Annotated in this window: 22 protein-coding genes; 7 read left to right on the top strand and 15 right to left on the bottom strand. The window is 72.7% G+C overall.

All coding sequences use genetic code 11. From position 1 onward, the window contains the following. The first annotated feature begins 36 nt into the window (after positions 1-36). Positions 37-459, top strand: coding sequence for a hypothetical protein (locus tag AC54T2_RS02590; protein ID WP_186339375.1), 423 nt, complete (start codon positions 37-39; stop codon positions 457-459). Positions 460-465: 6 nt separating this feature from the next. Here the strand turns inward: AC54T2_RS02590 and AC54T2_RS02585 are convergent, their stop codons facing one another. Beyond that, complete coding sequence (locus AC54T2_RS02585; RefSeq protein ID WP_496665442.1) at positions 466-1,263, bottom strand: pentapeptide repeat-containing protein; 798 nt, start codon at positions 1,261-1,263, stop codon at positions 466-468. 237 nt (positions 1,264-1,500) lie between these two features. Between AC54T2_RS02585 and AC54T2_RS02580 the strand changes: the two genes are divergently transcribed. Both AC54T2_RS02580 and clpB read left to right on the top strand, forming a co-directional pair. Further along, the gene (locus AC54T2_RS02580; protein ID WP_186339373.1) at positions 1,501-2,001 is read left to right on the top strand and encodes a YflT domain-containing protein; all 501 of its coding nucleotides are present in this window, start codon (positions 1,501-1,503) and stop codon (positions 1,999-2,001) included. A 150-nt stretch (positions 2,002-2,151) separates the two neighbouring features. Next, positions 2,152-4,734, top strand: a complete 2,583-nt coding sequence (clpB, locus tag AC54T2_RS02575) for an ATP-dependent chaperone ClpB (RefSeq protein WP_186339372.1) — start codon at positions 2,152-2,154, stop codon at positions 4,732-4,734. A 13-nt stretch (positions 4,735-4,747) separates the two neighbouring features. Here the strand turns inward: clpB and AC54T2_RS02570 are convergent, their stop codons facing one another. Both AC54T2_RS02570 and AC54T2_RS02565 read right to left on the bottom strand, forming a co-directional pair. Continuing rightward, positions 4,748-6,418: a WXG100 family type VII secretion target gene (locus AC54T2_RS02570; protein WP_496665441.1), complete on the bottom strand. Its 1,671-nt coding sequence runs from the start codon at positions 6,416-6,418 to the stop codon at positions 4,748-4,750. After that, the gene (locus AC54T2_RS02565; RefSeq protein ID WP_496665440.1) at positions 6,415-7,491 is read right to left on the bottom strand and encodes a hypothetical protein; all 1,077 of its coding nucleotides are present in this window, start codon (positions 7,489-7,491) and stop codon (positions 6,415-6,417) included. The genes AC54T2_RS02570 and AC54T2_RS02565 overlap by 4 nt, the downstream gene beginning before the upstream one ends. 113 nt (positions 7,492-7,604) lie before the next feature. Here AC54T2_RS02565 and AC54T2_RS02560 point away from each other — a divergent pair, with 113 nt between their 5' ends. Beyond that, entirely contained in the window at positions 7,605-8,435 is an 831-nt protein-coding gene (locus AC54T2_RS02560; protein ID WP_496665439.1) for a CPBP family intramembrane glutamic endopeptidase, read from the top strand. 19 nt (positions 8,436-8,454) lie between these two features. On the opposite strand, the gene AC54T2_RS02555 is transcribed toward AC54T2_RS02560, so the two are convergent. The 4 genes from AC54T2_RS02555 to AC54T2_RS02540 form a co-directional block, all read right to left on the bottom strand. Further along, the gene (locus AC54T2_RS02555) at positions 8,455-10,314 is read right to left on the bottom strand and encodes a reprolysin-like metallopeptidase (RefSeq protein ID WP_496665438.1); all 1,860 of its coding nucleotides are present in this window, start codon (positions 10,312-10,314) and stop codon (positions 8,455-8,457) included. A gap of 66 nt (positions 10,315-10,380) precedes the next feature. Beyond that, positions 10,381-10,818 carry a DoxX family protein gene (locus tag AC54T2_RS02550; protein WP_496665437.1) on the bottom strand — a complete coding sequence of 146 codons (438 nt, stop codon included), beginning with the start codon at positions 10,816-10,818 and terminating at the stop codon, positions 10,381-10,383. 34 nt (positions 10,819-10,852) lie between these two features. Beyond that, a complete protein-coding gene (locus tag AC54T2_RS02545) occupies positions 10,853-12,313 on the bottom strand; it encodes an FAD-binding oxidoreductase (RefSeq protein ID WP_496665436.1) in 1,461 nt (486 codons plus the stop codon). Between the two features lie 21 nt (positions 12,314-12,334). Then, positions 12,335-13,246, bottom strand: a complete 912-nt coding sequence (locus AC54T2_RS02540; protein ID WP_489975320.1) for an AEC family transporter — start codon at positions 13,244-13,246, stop codon at positions 12,335-12,337. 77 nt (positions 13,247-13,323) lie between these two features. Here AC54T2_RS02540 and AC54T2_RS02535 point away from each other — a divergent pair, with 77 nt between their 5' ends. After that, on the top strand, positions 13,324-14,256 hold the full coding sequence (locus AC54T2_RS02535) for a 2-hydroxyacid dehydrogenase (protein ID WP_496665435.1): 933 nt from the start codon (positions 13,324-13,326) through the stop codon (positions 14,254-14,256). 11 nt (positions 14,257-14,267) lie between these two features. Here AC54T2_RS02535 and AC54T2_RS02530 read toward each other — a convergent pair whose 3' ends face one another. Further along, positions 14,268-15,500, bottom strand: a complete 1,233-nt coding sequence (locus AC54T2_RS02530; RefSeq protein WP_496665434.1) for an alpha-hydroxy acid oxidase — start codon at positions 15,498-15,500, stop codon at positions 14,268-14,270. Between the two features lie 85 nt (positions 15,501-15,585). On the opposite strand from AC54T2_RS02530, the gene AC54T2_RS02525 reads away from it, so the two are divergent. Together AC54T2_RS02525 and AC54T2_RS02520 are read left to right on the top strand one after the other, a co-directional pair. Further along, positions 15,586-16,761, top strand: coding sequence for an L-talarate/galactarate dehydratase (locus tag AC54T2_RS02525; RefSeq protein WP_241005233.1), 1,176 nt, complete (start codon positions 15,586-15,588; stop codon positions 16,759-16,761). Next, positions 16,758-17,429, top strand: a complete 672-nt coding sequence (locus AC54T2_RS02520; RefSeq protein WP_496665433.1) for a FadR/GntR family transcriptional regulator — start codon at positions 16,758-16,760, stop codon at positions 17,427-17,429. Before AC54T2_RS02525 ends, AC54T2_RS02520 begins: the two co-directional genes overlap by 4 nt. A 202-nt stretch (positions 17,430-17,631) precedes the next feature. On the opposite strand, the gene AC54T2_RS02515 is transcribed toward AC54T2_RS02520, so the two are convergent. From AC54T2_RS02515 to AC54T2_RS02485, 7 genes are all read right to left on the bottom strand, one after another. Further along, complete coding sequence (locus tag AC54T2_RS02515; protein WP_186339364.1) at positions 17,632-17,967, bottom strand: ArsR/SmtB family transcription factor; 336 nt, start codon at positions 17,965-17,967, stop codon at positions 17,632-17,634. A gap of 1 nt (position 17,968) precedes the next feature. After that, positions 17,969-18,610: an SRPBCC family protein gene (locus tag AC54T2_RS02510; protein ID WP_496665432.1), complete on the bottom strand. Its 642-nt coding sequence runs from the start codon at positions 18,608-18,610 to the stop codon at positions 17,969-17,971. Positions 18,611-18,744: 134 nt separating this feature from the next. After that, positions 18,745-20,010 (bottom strand): glucarate dehydratase family protein, encoded by a 1,266-nt coding sequence (locus tag AC54T2_RS02505; protein ID WP_496665431.1) that lies wholly within the window; start codon positions 20,008-20,010, stop codon positions 18,745-18,747. Positions 20,011-20,014: 4 nt separating this feature from the next. After that, on the bottom strand, positions 20,015-20,410 hold the full coding sequence (locus tag AC54T2_RS02500; protein WP_186339361.1) for a universal stress protein: 396 nt from the start codon (positions 20,408-20,410) through the stop codon (positions 20,015-20,017). Beyond that, positions 20,407-21,939, bottom strand: a complete 1,533-nt coding sequence (locus AC54T2_RS02495; protein ID WP_496665430.1) for a tripartite tricarboxylate transporter permease — start codon at positions 21,937-21,939, stop codon at positions 20,407-20,409. Before AC54T2_RS02495 ends, AC54T2_RS02500 begins: the two co-directional genes overlap by 4 nt. Positions 21,940-21,964: 25 nt before the next feature. Further along, positions 21,965-22,528 (bottom strand): tripartite tricarboxylate transporter TctB family protein, encoded by a 564-nt coding sequence (locus tag AC54T2_RS02490; protein WP_186339359.1) that lies wholly within the window; start codon positions 22,526-22,528, stop codon positions 21,965-21,967. A 119-nt stretch (positions 22,529-22,647) separates the two neighbouring features. Continuing rightward, the gene (locus AC54T2_RS02485) at positions 22,648-23,649 is read right to left on the bottom strand and encodes a Bug family tripartite tricarboxylate transporter substrate binding protein (RefSeq protein ID WP_496665429.1); all 1,002 of its coding nucleotides are present in this window, start codon (positions 23,647-23,649) and stop codon (positions 22,648-22,650) included. Positions 23,650-23,661: the final 12 nt, after the last annotated feature.

The following is a 23,661-nucleotide window of genomic DNA, read 5'->3' as shown; positions in this document are numbered from 1 at the left end:
CAATTATTGGAGAGTCGACTATCCAAAGGGGTCACCATGGAGCCTGCGTCCTACGTCCTGTCCGACGAGTCCCGGATCCTCGCCGGGATCCTGCTGCTCTCGCTGGTGACGGTCGAGACCGGCGGGCTCTACCTGCTGAGGCTCGCGCGCGGCGCGGTCGAGGTGACGCCGTTCCAGGAGAGGTTCGCCCGCGCCGGCCACGCGCACGCCGGGGTGCTGCTCGTCCTCGCCCTGGTGTGCCAGGTGCTCGCGGACTCGACGGCCCAGGCCGGGGCGCTCGACTGGCTCTCGCGCTCCGGCGTGGCCGTGTCCGCGCTGCTGATGCCCGCCGGCTTCTTCTTCTCCTCGATGGGCCCCGGCCGCACGCGACCCAACGGCCTGGTCGTGCTGGTGCTCGCCGGTGCGGCGCTCCTCGCGGTCAGCCTGACGAGCCTGGGCGTCGGCCTGCTGACCGCCTGAGGCGCCTCACGCCCGCCAGTGGCCCGGACGGGACAGCCCGCCGGGAAGGGTGGTCGCGACGTCGCCGAGCGCCGCGTTGACCTGGGGCTGGGTGAGGAACAGGGCGCTCGAGAGGTCGCAGCCCCGCACGTCGGCGTCGCGCAGGTCGGCGCCGAGGAGGTCGGCGTCGCGCAGGTCGGCGCCGTGGAGGTCCGCCCCGATCAGCAGGGCGCCCCGGAAGGTCGAGCCGCGGTGGTCGCCGGTGACCCGCTGCCCGGCCAGGTCGGCGCGCGTGTGGTCCCGCCCGGCGGGCCACGGTCGCCGTACGCGCGCACTGGCCTCGGCCAGCAGCCGCCCGACCCGGTCGTGGAGGGAGTCGAGGTCGGCGAGCAGGATCGTCTCCGGGTCGGCGCCGGTCAGGTCCTCGATCTCGGTGCGGACCGCGTCGGCGGCCGGGTCGGGCGAGCGCCGGGCGACCTCGACGAGGTGGGCGAGCATCTCGTGCAGCTGGCGCATCACCGTCAGCACCGCGCCCATCTCGGCCAGCCGGTGCGGCGGATTGCCGGGCTCGCGCCACGACACGCCTGCGTAGCTCACCTGCGAGACCTGCTGGCCCGCGCCGAAGCACTCGAAGACCGTGCAGCCCGGCCAGCCGTCCTCGCGCAGTGTCGCGTGGATGCGGCAGCCGTCGTCCTCGAGCAGGTTGAGACACGGGCGCCCGCCCGCCTTGTCGGCGCCGAAGCCGGCGTCGGCGGAGTAGGGCAGCAGGACGCAGCACAGTGCGAAGCAGCGCGAGCAGTCGGAGCTCAACCCGGGTGTCGCCACCCGGGGATCGTCGCACGCGCGTGGTGAGGGACCGGGAGGGTCCTCAGGCGCCGTACCACCCGTGCTGGATGGCGAACGCGTTGACCACGAGGAGGAAGACGAACAGCGCGCCGACCGCTCGGTTGTCGAAGATCAGCTTGCCCATAGCACCACCCTTGCCCGGTTGTTCGCAGAATGAAACAGGCGCTCGGTAAAGATTCTGGCCAGCCTGCCCGCAGGCGGTCGTATCGTGGATGCATGTCGACCCAGGCCCCGACCCCCGCGTCCCCGCTCAAGCTGCAGTTCCCGCAGTCGCTGGCGGTCTACGACGACTACGCCAAGGCGCAGAGGAGCGTGGACTTCCTCGCCGACGCCGACTTCCCGGTCGACCAGCTGATGATCGTGGGCACCGACCTCAAGCGGATCGAGCGCGTCACCGGGAGGCTGACCTGGTCGAAGATCGCCGTCGGCGGGATGCTGTCCGGGCTGTGGTTCGGCGTCTTCATCGGGCTGGTCTTCGCCCTGTTCACGACCGCCAACCTGTGGCAGGTGCTGCTCAGCACGGCGTTCATCGGTGCCACCTTCGGCCTGATCTGGGCCCTCATCGGCTACGCGTTCACGCGCGGGCGGCGCGACTTCTCCTCGGTGACGCAGGTGGTGGCGACGAAGTACGAGGTGCTGGTCGAGCACAAGCACGCCGCGCGGGCGCGCGAGCTGCTGGCCGGCCTGCCGGGCGCGCTGCCCGACCCGTTCGCCTGAGCCCCGGCGACCCGAACCCGGCCCGGACCGCTGCCCGAGCGGCAGCGGGCGGCAAAAAACTGAAGTTGAGGGGAATCGACTCAACTTCTGGCGCGTTGGGACTGACGGGACCACAGTGGTCACCACACGACGACGCAGACGGAGGAAGAGTTGAGCCAGTTCGGTGCCGACAAGTTCACCACCCGCAGCCGCGAGGTCATCGAGGCCGCCCAGCTCGCCGCGACCACCGGCGGCAACACCACCACCGAGCCCATCCACCTGCTCGTCGCCCTGCTGCGGCAGGAGGACGGCGCCACCCGCAGCCTCGTGCAGAAGGCGGGCGTCGACCCGGCCACGCTGCTCGCCCAGGCCGAGCGCGCGCAGCAGCAGCTGCCCCGCGCCACCGGCTCGACCGTGCAGCAGCCCAGCGCGTCGGCCGCCCTGACCCGGGTGCTCGCCACGGCCCTCGACCTGGCCGGCTCGATGAAGGACGAGTACGTCGCCACCGACCACCTGCTGGTCGCCACCGCGACCGTCGAGTCGAGCGCGCAGAAGGTGCTCACCGACGCCGGCCTGACGGAGTCCGGGCTGCGCGAGGCGATCACCGCCGTGCGCGGCAACCGGCGGGTGACCAGCGAGAGCGCCGAGGCGTCGTACGAGTCGCTCGAGAAGTACTCCGTCGACCTCACCCAGGCCGCCGAGGAGGGTCGCCTCGACCCCGTCATCGGCCGTGACGCCGAGATCCGCCGGGTGGTCCAGGTGCTCTCGCGGCGCACCAAGAACAACCCGGTGCTGATCGGTGAGCCCGGCGTCGGCAAGACCGCCGTCGTGGAGGGCCTCGCCCAGCGCGTGGTCGCCGGTGACGTGCCCGACTCCCTCAAGGGTCGCCGGGTGCTGGCCCTCGATCTCGCGGCGATGGTCGCAGGCGCGAAGTACCGCGGCGAGTTCGAGGAGCGGCTCAAGGCCGTGCTCGAGGAGATCAAGGACGCCGGCGGGCAGGTCATCACCTTCATCGACGAGCTGCACACCGTGGTCGGCGCGGGCGCCGGCGGCGACTCCGCGATGGACGCCGGCAACATGCTCAAGCCGATGCTGGCGCGCGGCGAGCTCCACATGATCGGCGCGACCACGCTCGACGAGTACCGCGAGCGGATCGAGAAGGACCCCGCACTGGAACGGCGCTTCCAGCAGGTCTTCGTCGGCGAGCCGAGCGTCGAGGACACCATCCAGATCCTGCGCGGCATCCAGGAGAAGTACGAGGCGCACCACGGCGTCCGGATCACCGACGCCGCGCTGGTCGCCGCGGCCACCCTGAGCGACCGCTACATCCCCGGGCGCCAGCTGCCCGACAAGGCGATCGACCTCATCGACGAGGCCGCCTCCCGGCTGCGCATGGAGCACGAGTCGAGCCCCGAGGAGATCGACGTGCTCCGCCGCCAGGTCGACCGGCTCAAGATGGAGCAGTTCGCGCTGCAGAAGGAGACCGACCCGGCCTCCGCGGAGCGGCTCGAGGTGCTGCGCAAGGACCTCGCCGACCGCGAGGAGGAGCTGCGCGGCCTCGAGGCCCGCTGGGAGCGCGAGCGCGACCAGCTCCAGGGCGAGGGTGAGCTGCGCCGTCAGCTCGACGCGCTCAAGATCGAGGCGGACAAGAAGCTGCGCGAGGGCGACCTCGCCGGCGCCTCGGAGATCCAGTACGGCCAGATCCCCGAGCTCGAGAAGCAGATCGCCGAGGTCGAGAGGGCCGAGGGCGCCGACATCGAGCCGCTGGTCGGCGAGGAGGTCGGTGCCGAGCAGATCGCCGACGTCGTCGAGGCCTGGACCGGCATCCCCACCGGCAAGATGCTGCAGGGCGAGACCGCCAAGCTCCTCGAGATGGAGTCGGTCATCGGCCAGCGCCTGATCGGCCAGCGCGAGGCGGTCACCGCGGTCAGCGACGCCGTACGCCGCTCGCGCGCCGGCATCGCCGACCCCAACCGGCCGACCGGGTCGTTCCTCTTCCTCGGCCCGACCGGCACCGGCAAGACCGAGCTGGCCAAGGCGCTGGCCGACTTCCTGTTCGACGACGAGCGGGCGATCGTGCGCATCGACATGAGCGAGTACAGCGAGAAGCACTCGGTCTCGCGGCTCGTCGGCGCCCCTCCCGGCTACGTCGGCTACGACGAGGGCGGCCAGCTGACCGAGGCGGTGCGGCGCCGGCCCTACAGCGTGGTGCTGCTCGACGAGGTCGAGAAGGCGCACCCCGAGGTGTTCGACATCCTCCTGCAGGTGCTCGACGACGGTCGGCTCACCGACGGCCAGGGTCGCACGGTCGACTTCCGCAACACCCTGCTGATCCTCACCTCCAACCTCGGCTCCCACTTCCTCGTGGACCCGCTGATGGAGCCGGAGGTGAAGAAGGAGTCGGTGATGGGCGTCGTGCGCGCGCACTTCAAGCCCGAGTTCCTCAACCGCCTCGACGAGGTCGTCATGTTCGACGCGCTCACCAAGGACGACCTGGCGCACATCGTCGACCTGCAGCTCGCGCTGCTGGAGAAGCGGTTGGCGGTGCGGCGGATCAGCATCTCGGTCACCGACGCCGCGCGCGCCTGGCTCGCCGAGACCGGCTACGACCCCGCCTACGGCGCCCGACCGCTGCGCCGGCTGATCCAGTCGGCGATCGGCGACCCGCTGGCCCGGATGCTGATCGCGGGCCAGGTCACCGACGGCGGCTCGGTCACCGTCGACGTGGGTGAGGACGGGCTCGTGCTCAGCTGACCCCCCGGGGGTCTCAGGGCGTGAGGCCGCGGAAGGCACCGCCGACGACCCCGTCGGTGCGCTGGTAGTCGCGCGCGGAGTCCATCAGGTTGTCGGAGGCGAGCGCGACCGCCTTCGACCCGGAGCGCAGGCTGTCGGACGCCGCGCCGAGCAGGGTCGTGACGGCCGCGGCGAAGACGGCCGCGCCGGGCACCTCGCCGAGGTCGGCCGCCTCGACCCGCACCCCGCGCACCGTCGACGACGCTGCGGACAGCTGGCCGCTCGGCTTGTCGAGGGCGTGGGAGGCCTCGCGCAGCGTGCCCGGCTGCACCTCGAAGTCCGCGGACAGGCCGAGCGCGGCAAGCGGGGTGACCGCGAGGTAGGGGTTGGCCCAGAGGTCGTCGTCGTCCGGCACGCCGGGGACCCAGCCCCAGTCGCTGCCGTCGTCGGAGTACTTCGCGGCTGTCGACTCGAAGGTCGTGACGAGGTTGCCGTCGACCTCCACGACCCCCTCCGCCATGGTGGGCAGCGGGTAGGGGTCGCTGCGCTCGCCCGAGTCGCGGTCCTGGACGACGAGGGAGCCGTCGTCGAAGCGGTTGGGAGAGGTGCTGAAGACGAACTCCCCGTCGCGCACGACCAGCCCCTGGGACTTGTCGGGGGTGTCGTGGACCTCCGGCTTGCCGCTGGCGTCCAGCACCGGCTGCCACCCGGACGGGCCCATCTCGTAGACGTGGAGCTTGTCGGCCCCGTAGTCGCCGAGGTAGAGCCTGCCGTCGTGGACGGCGGAGTAGGACCCTCCGGAGACGCCTTCCTGGACGCTGGTGGCGTTGACGCTGCCGCCGTTGCTCTGGCCCCGGATGTCCGACATCGAGTAGGTGTAGATCGTGCCCTTGTCGACGACGATGACCTGGTCGCCGTGCACGCTGACCCCGCCGGCGTGCGACGGTCCGGGAGCGGGCGGGTCGGCGTAGGGGTCGTGGACGCCAGCGAGGTCGACGTCGCCGATCTCCTGACCGGTGACGGAGTCGACCAGGGCCAGGGTGGACCTCCCGTCGGGGGTGTAGTAGCTCATCACGTAGGTGCCGGTGCGCGGGTCGTAGGCCAGCCCCTGCGGGATGAGCCCGCGATCGTCGCCGGTCGCGAGGGTGTTGGGGATGAGCGGACCGAAGGTGCTGCCGCTCTCCCCGGCCCACTCCTTGTTCTTCTCCAGCCCCTGCTCGACCCACTCGCGGGTCTCCTCGTCGAGGCTGTCGAGGTCGACGTCCTCCCCCTTGATCACCGCCGCCACCGCGGTCAGCTGCTGGCCGTAGGTGGCGCCCACCTCGACGAGCCGGGTGCGCACCACCATCGCGAGGAGCTGCTCGACGACGGGAACGAGGTCGCCGGGGCGGTTGCGCCAGAAGGAGATGTAGTGGTCGGCGTGCTGCACCGCGGTGCCGTACGCCGTCGCGGCGACGTCGAGGGCGCCGCGCGCCCGGGCGAGCGCGGAGCGGTTGACCGACACCCCGTTGGCGAGCTGCACGATGCGGGCCTGGAAGCCGACGGCGCCCGGCCCGCTCCAGTCGGTCGTGGCGGCCGCGTCGTGGATGCGGCCCCGGGCGTCGTCGAGGTCGTGCCCCACGTCGGCGAGGGTGTCCGAGGCGCCGGTGAGGGCGCTCCGGTCACCCGACACGATGCGCCGGTGGTCGATCTCCGGGTCGATCACGACCCACCTCCTGTCGGGTCGAGGTCGAGTGCCTCGTCGCCGGCGCCGACGGGGAAGAGGATGCGCTCGTCCGTGGTGCCGTCGACGGGGGTGCACCTGCCGTCGGGAACCCGGCAGGTGACCAGCGTCGAGGTGGTGCCGGGACCGATCTGCTGCCCCGTCGCCGGGCCGGAGATCGCGATCCCGACCACGGTCGAGTCGTCGAGCCACCACCGCAGGTCTCGCCGTGGCGTGCCGGTCCGGACCGGCACCGGGCGACCCTCCCGCGAGACGATCCGGTCGTCCAGGCCACGGTCGTCGATCGACCACGCCCCGTCCGGGCTGACCGGGTCGGCGGGGCTGCGTGGAGCCTGGTCGGTCGGCGTCACCTCCCCGTCGGGGAGGGAGACGAGGACGTCGCCCAGCCCCTCGACGACCGCACTCCCGGCGTCGGCGAAGCGCACCCCGAGGTCGACCTCCGCGTAGTCGCGCGCCAGGTCGTCCTGCTCCGGGTCGCCCATCGCGTCGGCGGTCTCGACGACCCGCTCCCCGGAGGTGAGGTCCACGACCACCGCCGTGCCCCGGGGGTGCCCGCTGAAGCGGTCGGCGGGTCCCGAGGTGGCGTCGACGAAGCCCACGTAGCGCCCGTCGGGTGAGCTGCCGATGGACTCGACGTAGACCGTCAGCCCGGTGTCGCTCACCCCGTCGCGGTCGGCGAAGCGCAGGGGCCCGGTCCTCATGGAGCCGTGCTCGGTGGCGGCCGCGTCGCTCGCGGCAGGGGTGAAGTAGACGCCGTCACCGGCCACGACGTAGGTCGCCATCGGGCCGCCGACGTCGACGGTGGTGCCGTCGGAGAGGTGGACGACGCCGCCGGAGGCCCACACCAGGCCGCCGGCCTCGACGGGGTCGGAGCTCGTCGTCCACGCCGTGTCGTCGGGCGGCCCGCTGGTCCCCTTCCCCCCGGCACCTCCGCCGCCCGTGCCCTCGGTCCCGCGCTCGCCCTCGCCGGGGGTGTCGGAGCAGCCCGCGCCCAGCAGCAGTGCTGTGGCGAGCACTGCTGCGAGCGGCGTGCGCGTGCGGGGGCCGGTGGGCATGGGAGCAGTGTGCCCTCGCCGGGCCCGGACAAACCGGCGGCTCCCGCCGGGGCCTCGGCCAGGTCTCGGCGGGGTCTCGGCGGGGTCGCGGCCTGCTGGGGGATGCTGGTCCCGTGACGACCACCGATGACGTACCCCCGTGGTGGCGGCTGCGGGACACCCCCGTCCCGGGCGGGGTGCCCGACCTGGCGAAGGCGCTGCTGTGGACCGAGCTCGCCATCGTCCTGCTCCTCTCGCTCGGGCGCAGCGCGGTCTATTCGGTCGTCAGCATCGTCTCGGCGCTCACCGCCCCGGGTCCGCTGTCGTCGCAGGCGGCCAACCTCAACAACTCGCTGGCCCCCGACCGGCCGTGGCTCGACCTGACCTACCAGCTGCTGCGGATCGGCTTCGCGCTGGTGCCCGTCGCGCTGGCGGCCTACCTGCTGGTCCGCTCCGGCACCCGGCTGCGCGAGGTGTGGGCACGCGACGGCGGCTGGAGCACGTGGCGCGACTGGGGCCGCGGCGCCTGGCTGGCGGCCGGCGTCGGCTCGGTGGGCGTGGTGTTCTACCTCGCGACCTACGCGCTCGGCACCAACCTCACCGTCGTCGCGCAGTCGTTGCCGGGGGAGTGGTGGCGGGTGCCGGTGCTGGTGCTGGCCGCGGCGGAGAACGCCGTGCTCGAGGAGCTCGTGGTGCTCGGCTTCGTGCAGGTGCGGCTGCGCCAGATCGGCTTCGGCGACACCGCTGCCATCGGCCTCGCGGCCCTGCTGCGCGGCAGCTACCACCTCTACCAGGGCCTCGGCGGCTTCGTCGGCAACCTCGCGATGGGCCTGCTGTTCGGCTGGCTCTTCCGTCGCTGGGGCCGGGTGATGCCGTTCGTGGTCGCCCATACGCTGCTCGACGTGGGGGCGTTCGTGGGGTACGCCGTGCTCGCCGGGCGGGTCGACTGGCTGCCGACCCTGTGACCCGCCCGGCGAGGGGCGTTCATCGACGGATCTTGACCTTCTTGGAGGACCGCCGTGCCTTCTCGTAGCCCTTGGCCTTCGCGGTGACCTGCACGGAGATCTTCTTGCCGCGGTCCTTGGCGCGGACGCGGTAGGCGGCCTTCTTGGCGCCCTTGATCGCCTTGCCGTTGCGCAGCCACTGGTAGCGGACCTTGACGTTCTTCTTCGCCGGCTTGGGCTTCCAGCCCTTCACCTTGACCGAGAGGACCCGGCCGGCGCGCGGCACGCCACGGAGCTTGGGTCGCTTCGTGCGGAACGATGCCTTGCCGACCACGACCGGGGCCGAGACCGTCGCCACCGACGGGTAGAAGGGCGCGGAGCCCACGACCTGCACACTGAGGCTCTTGCCGATGTCGCGTCGCGACAGCGAGAAGGTGCTCGTGGTGGCACCCGGGACGGCGACGCCGTCGAGCAGCCACTGGTAGCCCAAGGTGACCGTCGGCGACCACGGCGTCGTGGTGGCCGTGGCCATGCCCTTGAAGCGCGGACTGCCGCCGACGGTGGTCACGCCCGGGTAGATCTGCGACTGGCGGTAGTTGGCCACGGCCGCGATCTGCTCGTTGATGGCCTGGGCGTTGTTGGCTGCGGCGGCGCCGGTGGTGCGGCCGCCGTAGGCCACGTTGGGGTTGGAGAAGTGGCTGATGCGGGGACAGGTCGGGCAGGCGGTCGGGTAGGCCATCACCGTGAGGAAGTTGCCCGGCACGTCGACGTAGCCGCGGGCGTACGGCTTGACGCCGCTCGGCGGGAAGGACGCGCTCGCGTCGTGGTCGGCGCTGAGGTTGTGGCCGATCTCGTGGGCGAAGGTGAGGTTGGCGGTGGCGCACTTGTCGGCCCACACGACCGTCCAGGCCGCGCGCTCGGGATCGTAGGCGGGGTTGCCGCCGCCGAGGGCCCCGAGGCCGCAGGCGCTGCCGGAGGGGTAGGGACCACCGAGCCACAGGCTGACCAGGTCGGCGTGCGTCTCCTCGCGCAGCGCCTGGGCCTCGTCGAACACGCCGTCGCCCGGCGTGCCGAGCGCGCGGTAGTTGGCGTCGAGCGAGGAGTAGGGCGCCGCGGCGACCTGCCGGGTGCCGACCAGCCGGAGCTGCGTGCCGATGCCCGAGGCGGCGAACGCCTGGTTGGTCTGGGTGATGCCGAGGGCGAACTGCGCTTGCATCGCGGCCTCCCCACCCGCCGACGCGGGCAGCGAGGCGGAGTAGACGATGGCGACGTCGACGGTCGACGGCTCGTCGGCGGCGACCGGCACATCGCCGCCGCGCCCGGCCGGGACCTTGGCGTGCGCGTGGTCGGCGTGGATCGCTGCCTGCTCGGCGGGACGCACGGCGTCGTCGTGGGCGTCGGACGGGGACGGCACCTCGGTGACCTCGTAGCCGCCGCCGGGGACGCTGCTCACCTCGAAGGTGCCGTCGGCGGCTGACGCCACCTGCATCCGGACGACGCCGTCGACCTCCACGGCGGTGAACGTGCCGGTGGTGCCCACGAGGGACCCGGTCCACGACGTGACGCCGTCGGCGGAGGTGCGGTCGCCGACGGCCGCGGTGATCGTGGTGTCGTCGAACACCGTCAGGCTGATGCGGTCACCGGCTCGTACGTCGTCGAGCGCGGCCGCGTCGACGTCGACGGGACGCGAGCGCTCGTCGGCTGCCGCCCGAGACTCTGCATCGGCCTGTCGGCCGCTGCCGGCGGGGCCGAGCAGCTCGACGGCTCGCTGGTCGTCGCCGCGGGACGCGCTGGCGGTGGTGGCGGGCACCATGGTGGCGGTCAGGGCAAGGGCGCACAGGCCGGCGACGCCGACGAGTGTCCTGCTGGTGCTCCTGCGGATGGGCACGGTGATGGGCACGGAGTCCCCCTCTCTGTCGGACCCTTCGTGCCCCGCGTGGCGCGCCGCAAACCCGCGCCGGGCGGGCTATTCGCCCGTCTCGACCTCCTCGCGCTGCTCCCGCTCGGCGACGACCGGGCGGCGCCGGCCGAGCATCCCGCCGGCCCAGAGCGCCCACAGCACGAGCACCGGCTGGAAGAACAGCCGCGCCAGCCGTGCGCGGTCGGTGTCGAGCCCGAACGCGTCGGTGCCCTCGACGTACTGCGCGATGTTGCCGGGGACGATCGCGACGAAGAAGGCGGCCAGCAGCGCGCCGACGGTGCGTCGGTGCCTGGGCAGCGCGACGAACGCGCCGCCCAGCGCGATCTCCACGACACCGGAGCCGAGCACGGTGAGGTCCTCGTCGACCGGGAACCAGTCGGGGACCTGCGCCTGGAACTCCTCGCGCTGCGTGGTCAGGTGCATCACCCCCGCGCCCACCATCGCCGAGCCGAGCAGGACGCGACCGAGGGTCTGTGCCTTCATGGCGCCACCCTAGGTCGGGGTGTGGATCGGGGGCCTACGAGTCGGGCGGGAGCAGCACGCCGGGGTTCATCAGGCCGGCCGGGTCGAGGGCCTGCTTGACCGCGCGCATCAGGTCGACCTCCACGTCCGACTTGTAGGACGCCGCCGCGACCGCCTTGGTGCGACCGAGGCCGTGCTCGGCGCTGATCGAGCCGTCCTCGCGAGCGACCGTGTCGTAGATCGTCGCGGTCAGGTCGGCGGCCGCGGCGCGCAGCGCGTCGTCGCTGCGACCGTCGGTCAGGGGGGCGTTGAGGTTGTAGTGCAGGTTGCCGTCGCCGACGTGGCCGTAGGTCACCGGCCGCACCCCGGGGCAGACCTCCTGCAGCAGCGGCGCCGTGGCCTCGGTCCACTCGGCGAGCCGGGCGATGGGCAGCGTGACGTCGTGCTTCAACGTGGCGCCCTCGACCTTCTGCACCTCCGAGATCCCTTCGCGCAGTGCCCAGAGCGCCGAGCGCTGGGCCGGGCTGCCGGCGATCGCCGCGTCGGACGCCACGCCGGCCTCGACCGCCGCGCCGAGCAGCGACTCGAGGGCCTCGTCGAGACCGTCGTCCACGGCGGACCCCGCGAGCTCCACCAGGACGTACCAGTCGCTCGGGGCGGCGAGGGGGTCGCTCGCACCGGGCAGGTGGGCGAGGACGAGGTCGATGGCCTGGCGGTTGGCGATCTCGAACGTCGACAGGTGCACCCCGGCGTGCTGCTGGGCGAAGGCGAGCAGTGACACCGCGGCGGCGACCGACGGCACCGCGACCCAGGCGGTGGCGCGGCGCGGCGTGGCGGGGAACAGCCGCAGCACCGCGCCGGTGATGACGCCCAGCGTGCCCTCCGAGCCCACGAACAGCTGCGTCAGGTCGTAGCCGGTGTTGTCCTTGCGCAGCCCGCGCAGCCCGTCCCACACCCGGCCGTCGGGCAGCACGACCTCGAGGCCGAGCACCAGCTCGCGGGTCATGCCGTAGCGCAGCACGGCCGTGCCGCCGGCGTTGGTGGCGAGGTTGCCGCCGATCGTGCAGCTGCCCTCCGAGCCCAGCGACATCGGGAACAGCCGTCCGGCCTCCGCGGCCGCGGCCCGCACGTCGGCGAGCACGACGCCGGCGTCGACGGTGATCGTCCCGGCCACCGGGTCGACGTCGCGCACGTCGCGCATCCGGCCGAGCGACAGCACGACCTGGCGGCCCGACCCGTCCGGCACCCCGCCGCCGACCAGCCCGGTGTTGCCGCCCTGCGGGACGACCGGCGTACGCGCCTCGTGGCAGGCGCGCAGCACCGCAGCCACCTCGTCGGTGGAGCCGGGGCGGACCACGGCGAGCGCGCTGCCGCGGTGCACGCCGGTCCAGTCGACGACGTAGGGCGCGACGTCGGCCTCGGCGCTCAGCACGTGCGCCTCGCCGACGGCGTCGCGCAGGCGATCGAGCAGGCGGTCGAGCAGGCGGTCGGGCAGGCGGGCGGGCAGGTCGGTCACGGGGTCTCCTCAGGGGGTGGGTCAGCCGAGCACGAGGGCGATGAGCAGCACCACGGGCAGCGAGGCCACGGTGGTGACCAGGATGGTCTCGCGGGAGACATCCTCGCCGACGCGGTAGCGGGTGGCGTGCAGGAAGATGTTCTGGGCGGTCGGCAGCGCCGCGGTGATCACCACGCCCAGCAGGGCGCGGCCGTCCAGCCCGAGGCCGGCGGCCACGGCCCAGGCGACGGCCGGCATGACGAGGAGCTTGAGCACGCTCGCCAGCAGCACCTCGCCGTTGTGGCCCGCCCGGCCGAGCGGTGGGCTCAGCCTCAGCGCGGCGCCGTACGACATCAGCAGCAGCGGGATCGCCGCGCCGCCGAGCAGCTCGAGCGGGTCGAGGACCACCTGCGGCAACGTCCACCCGGTGGCCGCCAGGACCACCCCGACCACGGCGGCGACGGTGAGCGGGTTGGTCACCAGCCGCCGGGCCACCGCGCGGACGCCGTTGCCGCGTCCGGTGATCCGGTCGAGGACGACCAGGGAGGGCGGCTGCACCAGCAGCATCTGCACCAGCAGCGCGGGCACCACCACGGTGATGTCGCCGACGACGTAGGCCGCGATGGCGATGCCGAGGTTGCCCGCGTTGACGTAGGACGACGACAGCGCGCCGATCAGCAGCGGGCCCGTGGAGAGCCGCCAGCGCAGCCGCGCCACCACGGCGTACGTCGCGAACACGACGCCCAGCGACACCGACGAGGCGACGAGGTTGATCGCCGCCGACTCCAGGTGCACCCGGCTGATGGTGACGAGCAGCAGCGCAGGGGAGGCGACGAAGAACGCGATCTCGCCGAGCGTGCGCTGCGAGCGCCGGTCGAGGACACCGGCGTGCGCGAGCCCGGCGCCGGCGGCGATCACGACCAGGATGGTCGCGAAGCCGGTCAGCAGGTCCATCGCTCCCCCGTCCGGTGCATCGTGCGATAGCCAGCCCGTCTTGGACGCGGCGACCGTGGCCCCGCAAGGATGGCGTGGTGACCTCCGACACCCAGCACCCGGTCCGCGTCGTCCAGCTCGGAGGGCTGATGCCCTTCGTGCGCGAGTGGCTCGCCGAGCGCTACGCCGCCCCGTCGCTCGCCGACCTGTCCGACCCCTCGGGCGTGCGCGTCGCGGTGGTCGGCGGCGGGGCGCGCGCCGGCGCGGCCGAGATGGACGCGCTCCCCGACCTCGGCGCGATCGTCAACTTCGGCGTCGGCTACGACAACGTGGACGTGGAGGAGGCGCGCCGCCGCGGCATCGTCGTGTCCAACACCCCCGACGTCCTCACCGACGCGGTGGCCGACCTCGCGGCCTTCCTCGTCGTCGACGTGCTGCGCGGGATCACGGCGGCCGACCGGTTCGTGCGCAGCGGGGCGTGGGCCCGGGGTGAGCGGATGCCGTTGACCCGCGACGTGCGCGGGGCCGTCGTCGGGGTGCTCGGCCTGGGGCGCATCGGCACGGCCGCCGCCGAGCGGCTGGAGGCCTTCGGCGCGGTCGTGCACTACCACTCGCGCAGTCCCAAGGACGTCGCGTGGACCTACCACGACAGCCCGGTCGCGCTCGCCCGTGCGAGCGACGTGCTGGTCGTGCTCACCCCGGGCGGTGCGGGCACGGACAAGCTGGTGGACGCCGACGTGCTCGACGCGCTCGGGCCCGAGGGCCACCTCGTCAACGTCGCCCGCGGCTCCGTCGTCGACGAGGAGGCGCTGGTCGCGGCGCTGGAGGACGGCCGGATCGCCGGCGCGGGGCTCGACGTCTTCGCCGACGAGCCGCACGTGCCCGAGGCGCTGCTCGCGCGCGACGACGTCGTGCTGCTGCCGCACGTCGGCAGCGCCACGGTCGAGACCCGCGAGGCGATGGCCCGGCTGGTGCTCGACAACGTCGCGGCGTTCCTGGAGCGCGGCGAGCTGGTGACCCCGGTCGGCTGAGCCGGCCCGCCTCATCGGTCCCTCAGCCGCGCGTGGTCCGGGGTGAGGGCGGCGACGCTCGGCGCTCCCATCATGCTCATCGCGCGGCGCATCTCCCCGGTGAGCAGGTCGAGCACGTGGCTCACGCCGCGCTGGCCGCCGACCATCAGGCCGTAGAGGTAGGCGCGCCCCACCAGCACCGCCGTGGCGCCGAGCGCGACGGCCGCGACGACGTCGCCCCCGGTGCGTACGCCCGAGTCGAGCAGCACCTCCGCCCGCCCGTCCACCGCGTCCACCACGTCGGGCAGCAGCTCGAGCGGCACGGGCGCGCGGTCGAGCTGGCGACCGCCGTGGTTGGACAGCACGATCGCGTGCGCGCCCGCGTCGACGGCGGTCACCGCGTCGCGCGCCGACTGCACGCCCTTGACCACGACGGGGCCGTCCCACTGCTCGCGCAGCCAGGCGATGTCGGCGGGCCGGATCTGCTGCTCGCGCAGCTCGTTGGACATGCCCCACCGGGCGTACGTCGAGCCCTCCGGGAAGGTGGCGAACCGCAGCGGCTCGGTGGTGAGGATGTCGGCGACCCAGCGCGGGTGGCGCGCCATCCCGCCCACCGTGCGCGCGGTGAGCTGGGGCGGGATCGCGAAGCCGTTGTGCTTGTCCTTGCGCTTCATGCCGGTCACGGTCGTGTCGATCGTCAGCATCAGCGCCTCGTAGCCCTGGGCGCGCGCCTCGTCGAGGTGCGCGCGGTTCACGGCGCGGTCCTTCATCAGGTAGGCCTGGAACCAGTTCCGCCCGCCCGGCGCCGCGTCCGCGACGTCGGTGATCGACGTGGTGGCGTAGGTCGAGAGCGTGTAGGGGAGCCCGGCCTGCGCGGCCGCCGCGGCCACCGCGCGCTCGCCGGTGTGGTGGCTGAGCCGGGTGTAGCCGGTGGGGGCGAGGACGATCGGCGCGGCCGTGGGACGGCCGAGGAGCGTGGTCGCGGTGTCGGGCTCGGCGACCTGCTCGAAGGAGGTCGGGCGCAGCTCGACACGGTCGAACGCGTCACGGTTGCGGCGCATGGCGTGCTCGCCGTCGGAGCCGCCCTCGACGTAGTCCCACACCGCTCCCGGCACCCGGCGGCGGGCCAACCGCTCGACGTCGTCGACCGACAGGCACCGCGCCAGCCGACGGCCCACGGCGGTCCGCTCGACCGGCCGCGGGTGGAGGAACGGCTCGAGGTCGTGCCACCGCGGGACCTGCCGGCTGCTGCGGACCTGCGTCATCGAGTGCTCCTGACCGTGGCTTGACGTACTTGTGTAATGAGTTGCACACTCATCATACAAGTTTGCGACGACCCGAGGAATCCCCATGACCCAGACCCCCACCGCCCCGGCCACCTCGTCGGCTGTTGCCACCGGGCCCGGCACCGGCGACCGCATCCGGAGCGTGACGCTGTCCCACGTCGTACTGCCGCTGCCCAACCCGGTCAGCGACGCCAAGGTGCTCACCGGCCGGCAGAAGCCGTTGACCGAGACGGTCATGCTCTTCGTCGAGCTCACGACCGAGCAGGGCTTCGAGGGCATGGGCTTCAGCTACAGCAAGCGCGCGGGCGGCAAGGCGCAGTACGCCCACCTCAAGGAGGTCGTCGAGGTCGCGATCGGCCAGGACCCCAGCGACATCGCCAAGATCTACGAGTCGCTGATGTGGGCCGGCGCCTCCGTCGGCCGCTCCGGCGTCGCGACCCAGGCCGTCGCCGCGCTCGACGTCGCGCTCTACGACCTCAAGGCCCGCCGGGCGGGGCTGCCGCTGGCCAAGCTGCTCGGCGCGCACCGGGACTCGTGCCGTGTCTACAACACCTCCGGCGGCTTCCTCCAGGCCTCCGTCGAGGAGATCAAGGAGAAGGCGACCGCCTCCCTCGCGTCCGGCATCGGCGGCATCAAGATCAAGGTCGGCCAGCCCGACTGGCGCGAGGACCTGCGCCGCGTCGCCGCGCTGCGCGAGCACCTCGGTGACGGCCCGCTCATGGTCGACGCCAACCAGCAGTGGGACCGCGCCCGCGCGCGCCGGATGTGCCGTGAGCTCGAGCAGTTCGACCTGATCTGGATCGAGGAGCCGCTCGACGCCTGGGACCACGTCGGCCACGCCGACCTGTCGCAGACCTTCGACACCCCGATCGCCACCGGCGAGATGCTGACCTCGGTCGACGAGCACATGGGCCTGGTCGACGCCGGCTACCGCGGCATCGTGCAGCCCGACGCCCCGCGCATCGGCGGCATCACGCCGTTCCTCCGCTTCGCCACCCTCGCCGCCCACCACCGCCTCGACCTGGCGCCGCACTACGCGATGGAGATCCACCTCCACCTCGCGGCGACGTACCCCACCGAGCCGTGGGTCGAGCACTTCGAGTGGCTCAACCCGCTGTTCGAGGAGCGCATCGAGATCCGCGACGGGCGGATCTTCGTGCCGGAGCGTCCGGGCCTCGGGTTCACCCTCACCGAGCGGATGCGCGAGCTCACGGTGGAGACCGCTACCTTCTCGGCATGAGCACCCTGTCGGCGAGCGTGGTCGCCGGCCTCAAGGACAAGATCCTGGCCGGCGACCTCGCTCCCGGGGCCAAGCTGCCGTCGGAGGCCGAGCTCATCGAGGAGTACGGCGTCTCGCGCACCGTCGTGCGGGAGGCGGTCACCCGGCTGCGGGCGGAGGGACTGGTCGAGACCCAGCAGGGGCGCGGGTCGTTCGTGCTCGCCGTGCCGGAGGCGTCGTCGTTCAGCGTCGAGTCGTCCGCGATCCGCTCGCAGGCCGACGTGCTGGCGATGCTCGACTTCCGCATCGGGGTGGAGAGCGAGGCGGCCGGTCTGGCCGCGCTGCACCACACGGCGGCCGACGTCGCCGCGATCGAGCAGGCGATGGCGGGCTTCACCCGCGCCGGCCACGTGGGCGCCGTCGAGGCCGACTTCGCCTTCCACCTCGCCATCGCGCGGGCGACGGGCAACCGGTTCTATGCCGACCTGCTCGGCTCGCTCGGGCCGATGATGATCATGCTGCCGCGCACCCGCCTCGCCGAGCCGTACTCGATGACCGACGCCACCCACGTCGAGCGCGTGCGGCGCGAGCACGACAACGTCGCCGCCGCGGTCCTCGCCGGCGACGTCGACACCGCCCGGGCCGCCATGCGGCTCCACCTCGGCAACACCCGCCGCCGCGTCACCTGACCCCTCCCGTGTCGAGTGGGCGCGTCCTGACGGCTGTGGTGGGTCGAGTGGGCGCATCCTGACGGCTGTCGTGGGTCGAGTGGGCGCGTCCTGACGGCTGTGGTGGGTCGAGTGGGCGCATCCTGACGACGGTGCGGCGTCCAGTCGGCGCATCCTCTCGACGGGAGGTGTCAGGACGCGCCGACTCGACCCGAGAAATGCGTCAGGACGCGCCGCCTCGGCGCCGCTTGCCGCGGGCGACCTCGGTGCCGAGTGCATCGAGCTTGTGCTCCCAGAACACGCGAAACTGCTCCACCCATGCATCCGCCTCGCGGAGGCCGGTCGGGTCGACGGCGTAGAGCCGGCGCGTGCCCTCGGCGCGGACGGTCGCGAAGCCGTGCTCGCGCAACACCTTGAGATGCTGGCTCACCGCCGGCTGGCTGATGCCGAACTCGCCACGGACGATCGCGGCCACCTCGCCGGCGCTGGTCTCGCCGGCGGCGAGCAGCTCGAGGATCCGACGGCGCACCGGGTCGCCGAGGACGTCGAACGCGTGCACCTCAGGCCGGGGGCTCGGCGCCGGTGTAGAACGCCGCGGTGCGCGCGGCCGCCGCGCGGGAGGCGGCCGGGTCGTCGGACGAGGCCGCGTCGGCCTCGCCCCACTCGGTCGCCGAACCACTCATGAACGCCAGCCCGTCGGCGGACGCGCCCCACCCCTCGACCTGCTCGTGGGCGATGGGCGTGCCGGTGGCGAGGTGCTCGGCCAGGCCCATCAGCCCGAGCTCCCAGCCGACGCCGACCGCGCCCGGTCCGTAGGTCGCCCAGTGCTCGCTCGCGCGTACGTCGGCGGCGTGCCGCAGGGTGAGCGTGGTGGTGTCGCCTGCCGTCTCGAGGTCGACGTCGACCCAGGTGGTCTGGTCGCCGAACTCCCAGCTGATCGCGAAGTGCTTCGGCTCGTCGCAGGCGGTGACCTCGCCGCCGGCGTTGCCCTCGACCTGGAAGCGCCCGCCGAGTCGCAGGTCGCCGGACACCGGGGCGAACCAGCGCGCGATGCGTTCGGGATCCGTGACGGCCTGCCAGAGGTCATCGATGTCGGTGGGGTAGGTGCGGGAGGCGACGACGACCTTCACGGGCGTCCCCTCATGGGTGCTGTCCTCGACGGCGCGGGTCACCGCGCCCAGATGCTTGGCAACGTCGAACATGGCCCGAGAGTTTCACTCACCAGTTATATAAGTCAAGGACTATTGAGTGGCGCGCGTCGGTGGTCCCCGGTCAGGATGCGACGGCTCGACCCCTGCTGGCGGTCAGGACGCGCCGACTCGACCCCGACCCGACCTCACCAGCGGGAGGTGTTGACCTCGAAGTCGGGCTGGATGGAGCGCATGTAAACGGTGTCCTCGCGGCGGCGTACGCCGCAGGACAGGTAGAGCTCGTGCAGCTCGCCGATCCGGTCGCGGTCGAGGGAGATCCCCAGCCCGGGGCCCGTCGGCACGGCCACCGACCCGTCGACGAACGGCAGGGCGTCGTCGGCGACGACGTCCTGGGTCTTCCACGGGTAGTGGGTGTCGCAGGCGTAGGTGAGGTTGGGGGTGGCCGCGGCCAGGTGGACCATCGCGGCGAGCGAGACGCCGAGGTGGCTGTTGCTGTGCATCGACAGCCCCATGTCCCAGACCTCGGTGATGCCGCCGAGCAGCGCCGACTTCCTCAGCCCGCCCCACAGGTGGTGGTCGGACAGCACGACCTGCACGGCGTCCTGGGCGATCGCGGGCGGCAGGTGCTCCATCGCGATGACGCACATGTTGGTCGCGAGCGGGACGTCCGTGCGGGCCGAGACGGCCGCCATGCCCTCGATGCCGGGGGTGGGGTCCTCGAGGTACTCCACGACACCGGCGAGCCGCTCGGCCACCTTGATCGAGGTCTCGACGGTCCACGCCCCGTTGGGGTCGAGCCGCAGCGGCATCGACGGGAACGCATCGCGCAGCGCCTCGATCGCCTCGCACTCGTCCTCGGGGGGCAGCACGCCCCCCTTGAGCTTGAGCGAGCCGAAGCCCCAGCCGTCGACCATCCGCCGCGCCTGCGCGACCAGCTGCGACGGCGTCAGCGCCTCGCCCCAGGCGTCGTCGGCGAAGCCCGGGTGGCCGGCCCACTTGTGGAAGAGGTAGCCGCTGAACGGGACGGTCTCGCGCACGGCGCCGCCCAGCAGCGAGCTCACCGGCACGCCGGCCTCGTGGCCCTGCAGGTCGAGGCAGGCGACCTCGAAGGGCGAGTAGACGGTGTCGACGGCCGAGTCGACGTCGAGCATGCCGCCGAACGACGCGCCGCCCCCGCCGGTCTCGCGGCCCAGCACGTCGGTGACGAGCCGGCGCAGTCCGTGGAGGTCGTACGGGTCGTGGCCGGGCAGCGCGGCCGCGACGGCCTCGAGCCGGCCCAGGTGGGTCTCGTCGGCGTAGGTCTCGCCGAGCCCGAGCAGGCCGGAGTCGGTGTGCAGCTCGACGATCGCGCGCAGGGCGTAGGGCTGGTGGACGCCGACCACGTTGAGCAGCGGCGGGTCCTCGAAGGCGACCGGGGTGACGACGACCCGGGAGACGCGGCTGTGGCTCACGCGGTCACCGGGGAGGCTTGACGGCCAGGATCGGCACGTCGAGGTCGAGGAGCAGGCGCTGGGCGTCGCTCCCGGTGACGAGCTTGCCCACCGGCGAGCGCCGGCGCAGGCCGATCACCACGAGGCGGGCGGACGCCGCCTCGGCGACCCGGGAGAAGGTCTCGACGATGTCGTCGCCGTGGTCGGAGTGGTCGACGCGGGCGGTGACGCCGGCCGCGGTGGCGCGCGCGACCAGCTCGTCGGCGGTGGCCTCGTCGATGAGCTCGCCGTCGACGGTGGTCCGTCGGCGCGGGCTGTTGAGGATCACCACCTCGTCGCCGTGGACGGTCGCCTCCTCGAGGCCGGCCTCGAGGGCCGCCTCGCCGGCAGGGGTGGGCACGTAGCCGATCACGATGGTCATCGCAGGGAGTCCTCTCGCTGGACGCTGTCGGGGGTGGACGCCGCGGGGGTGGTGCGGCGGAAGGCCTTCTTGATCAGCGGGAACGCGATGACCAGGACGACGAAGGCCAGGATCGTGCCGGAGATGGGACGGGTCACGAAGCCCGTCGCGTCGCCGTCGAAGATCAGCATCGAGCGGCGGAAGCTCGACTCGATGAGCGAGCCGAGGACGAACGCCAGCACCATCGGGCCGGGCTCGAAGCCGGTCTTCTTCATCAGGTAGCCGACGATGCCGAAGAAGATCATCAAGAAGATGTCGAAGACCGAGTTGCGGATCGTGTAGACGCCCAGGATCGTGATGAGCGCGGTGATCGGGGCGAGGATCGCCGGGCGCACCCGCAGGATCCGGACGAAGATGCCGACGAGCGGGATGCTGAGCAGCAGCAGGATCAGGTTGCCGATGTACATCGAGTTGACCACGCCCCAGAAGAGGTCGGGTCGCTCGTCGATGAGCTGCGGGCCCGGCGTCACGCCGACCACCAGCAGGGCGGCGTAGAGCATCGCCATCGAGGCGTTGGCCGGGATGCCGATCGTCAGCAGGGGGATGAACGACGACGTGGCGGCGGCGTTGTTGGCCGACTCCGGGCCGGCGACGCCCTCGATGGCACCGCGGCCGAAGCGCTCGGGCTGCTTGGCGACCCGCTTCTCCGCCGCGTACGCCGCCAGCGAGGCCATCACGGCGCCACCGCCGGGCAGCACGCCGAGGACGAAGCCGATGAGCGAGCCGCGGCCGATGGCGGGGCCGGCCTGCCGGAGGTCCTTGCGGGAGGGCCAGATGTTGGCGATGGCGGCCGGGACGTGCGGCTTGCCGTAGCGCTCCTCGAGGTTGTAGAGGATCTCGCCGACGCCGAAGAGGCCCATCGCGACGACGACGAAGTCGATGCCGTCCTCGAGGTTGAGGCTGCCGAACGTGTAGCGGTCGGCGCTGGTGAAGGTGTCGCTGCCGACGGTCGCCAGGAGCAGGCCGACCGCGGCGGCCGCGAGGGCCTTGACGGTGTTTCCGTTGCCGATGGTGGCGACCAGCAGCACGCCGAGCAGTGCCAGCGCGGCGTACTCCGGCGGGCCGAAGTCGAGCGCGAACTCCGCCACGAGCGGACCGAGCAGCGTCAGCCCGATGATCGAGATGGTCGCGCCGACGAACGAGCCGATCGCGGCGATGCCGAGCGCCGTGCCGGCCTTGCCCTGCTTGGCGAGCGCGAAGCCGTCGAAGACCGTCACCACCGAGCTGGCCTCGCCCGGGATCCGGAGTAGCACCGACGTGATGGTGCCGCCGTACTGGGCTCCGTAGTAGATGCCGGCGAGCATGATGATGGCCGCGACCGGGTCGTGCGCGCTGTAGACGACCGGCAGCAGGATGGCCATCGTGGCGGCGGGACCGAGTCCGGGGAGGACGCCGATCAGCATGCCGACGACGACGCCGATCAGGCAGTAGAGCAGGTTGCCGGGCTGGGTGACGACGCCGAAGCCGTCGAGGAAGGCGCTGAGGTCCATGGGGGGTTCTCTTCCTGCGCTCGGGTCAGAAGGCGATCAGGTGGGGCAGCGGGACCGACAGGCCGTAGAGGAAGAGCCCGTAGAACGCCGCGGTGGTGAGGACCGAGATGACGATCGTGCTGCGCCAGGACTCCCCGCCGAGGAAGCGGAGCCAGACGATGCTGAGCAGCACGGCCGGGATCTCGAAGCCGACGACGGGGAGCAGCACGCCGAGGCCGACGAACGTGGCGGCGCCGGCGAGGACGAGCAGGCTCGAGCGGGTGAACCGCTCGGTGTCGGTCAGCCGACGCGCCACGACCAGCAGCACCACGGCGAGGACCACGACGAGGAGCGAGACGATGAACGGCCACAGGCCGGGTCCGGGGCGCCGCAGCGAGCCGAGCCCGTAGCCGTGGGCGAGGAAGGCCGCGACGAGGCCGAGCACGAGCAGCGCGGCGGCCGAGACCACCTGGTAGGCCGGCCCGCCCGCGGGCGGGCGCTCCTCGGCGAGGTCCCGGGCGACCTCGGCCTGGATCTCGGCCAGGATGTCGCGCTCGTGCGCGTCGTCCTGCTCCGATCCGGGCGCCGGGCGGGGCTGGGTCTCGCTCATCGTGGTCTCGTCTCCGTGCGGTGAGGGGCGGGGGTCCCCTCGGTGGGGCGTCGGGGTGGTGCGGGCCGGTCCCGGGCGGCGCGGGCCGCGGCCCGTGGCCGGCCCGGGACCGGCCGGGATCAGTTGGCGTCGCCGAGGTTGATGCCGTACTCCTCGACGAGGTCGGCGTAGCGCTGCTTGTCCGCCTCGAGCTGCGCGACGACCTCGTCGCCGGGGAGCTCCATCGGGGTGAGGTTGTTCTGCGCGTTGAAGTCCTGGTACTCCTCGGTCTCGAACGTCGCCTGCATGGCCTCGGCGATGGCGTCCTTGACGTCCTGCGGCGTGCCCTTGGGGACGGTCATGAAGCGGTACTGCGTGACCTCCACCTCGAGGCCCGACTCCTGGGCGGTGGGGACGTCGGGCAGGAACTCGACGCGCTCGGGGCCGAAGACCACGATCGGGGTGAGCTTGCCGGAGCGGATGTTCTCGATGGCCTCGCCGATCTGGAGGCACGCGGTGTCGACCTGGTCGCCGAGCAGCGCGGTGAGGGCCGGGGCGCCGCCGTCGAAGGGGATCGCCTCCGCGGGGGTGTCGTTGACGTTGAAGGTGAGCGCGCAGGCGAGCTGGGCGCCGGTGCCGACACCGGTGGTGCCGTAGGTGACCTTGCCCTTCGCGTCGGCGAAGGAGTCGATCGAGTCGAAGCCCGACCCCTTGCTCGCGACGAGGACGTAGTCGTCGCGCGAGACGCCCTGGACGATGTCGAAGTCGTCGATGTTGGTGGCCTGGTCCTCCGGGACGGCCAGCGGGGTGATCGTGAACAGCGAGGCGTTCTGGACCGAGATGGTCGAGCCGTCCGGGTCGGCCTTGGCGACCTCCGCGGCCGCCAGCGCGCCGTTGGCGCCCTCGCGGTTGATGACGGGGAACGAGCCGCCGAGCTCCTCGGACAGCCCGCGCGAGATCTGGCGGCTGATCAGGTCGGAGGACCCGCCCGCCGACGCGCCGACCGGCATGTTGACCGCCCCGGTGGGGTAGTCGCCGCTGTCGCTGCCGCCACCGGCCGTCGTCTGGACCCCACCGCAGGCGGTCAGGGCGAGAGCGGTGCCGGCGGCGAGGGCTGCCAGGCTGAGGGTCTGCTTGCGCATGGAGGTGCTCCT

The organism is Nocardioides sp. Z35_8 (assembly GCF_059621125.1).
Note: the sequence above shows the minus strand (reverse complement) of the source record. Positions and strands in the feature narration are given on the sequence as shown.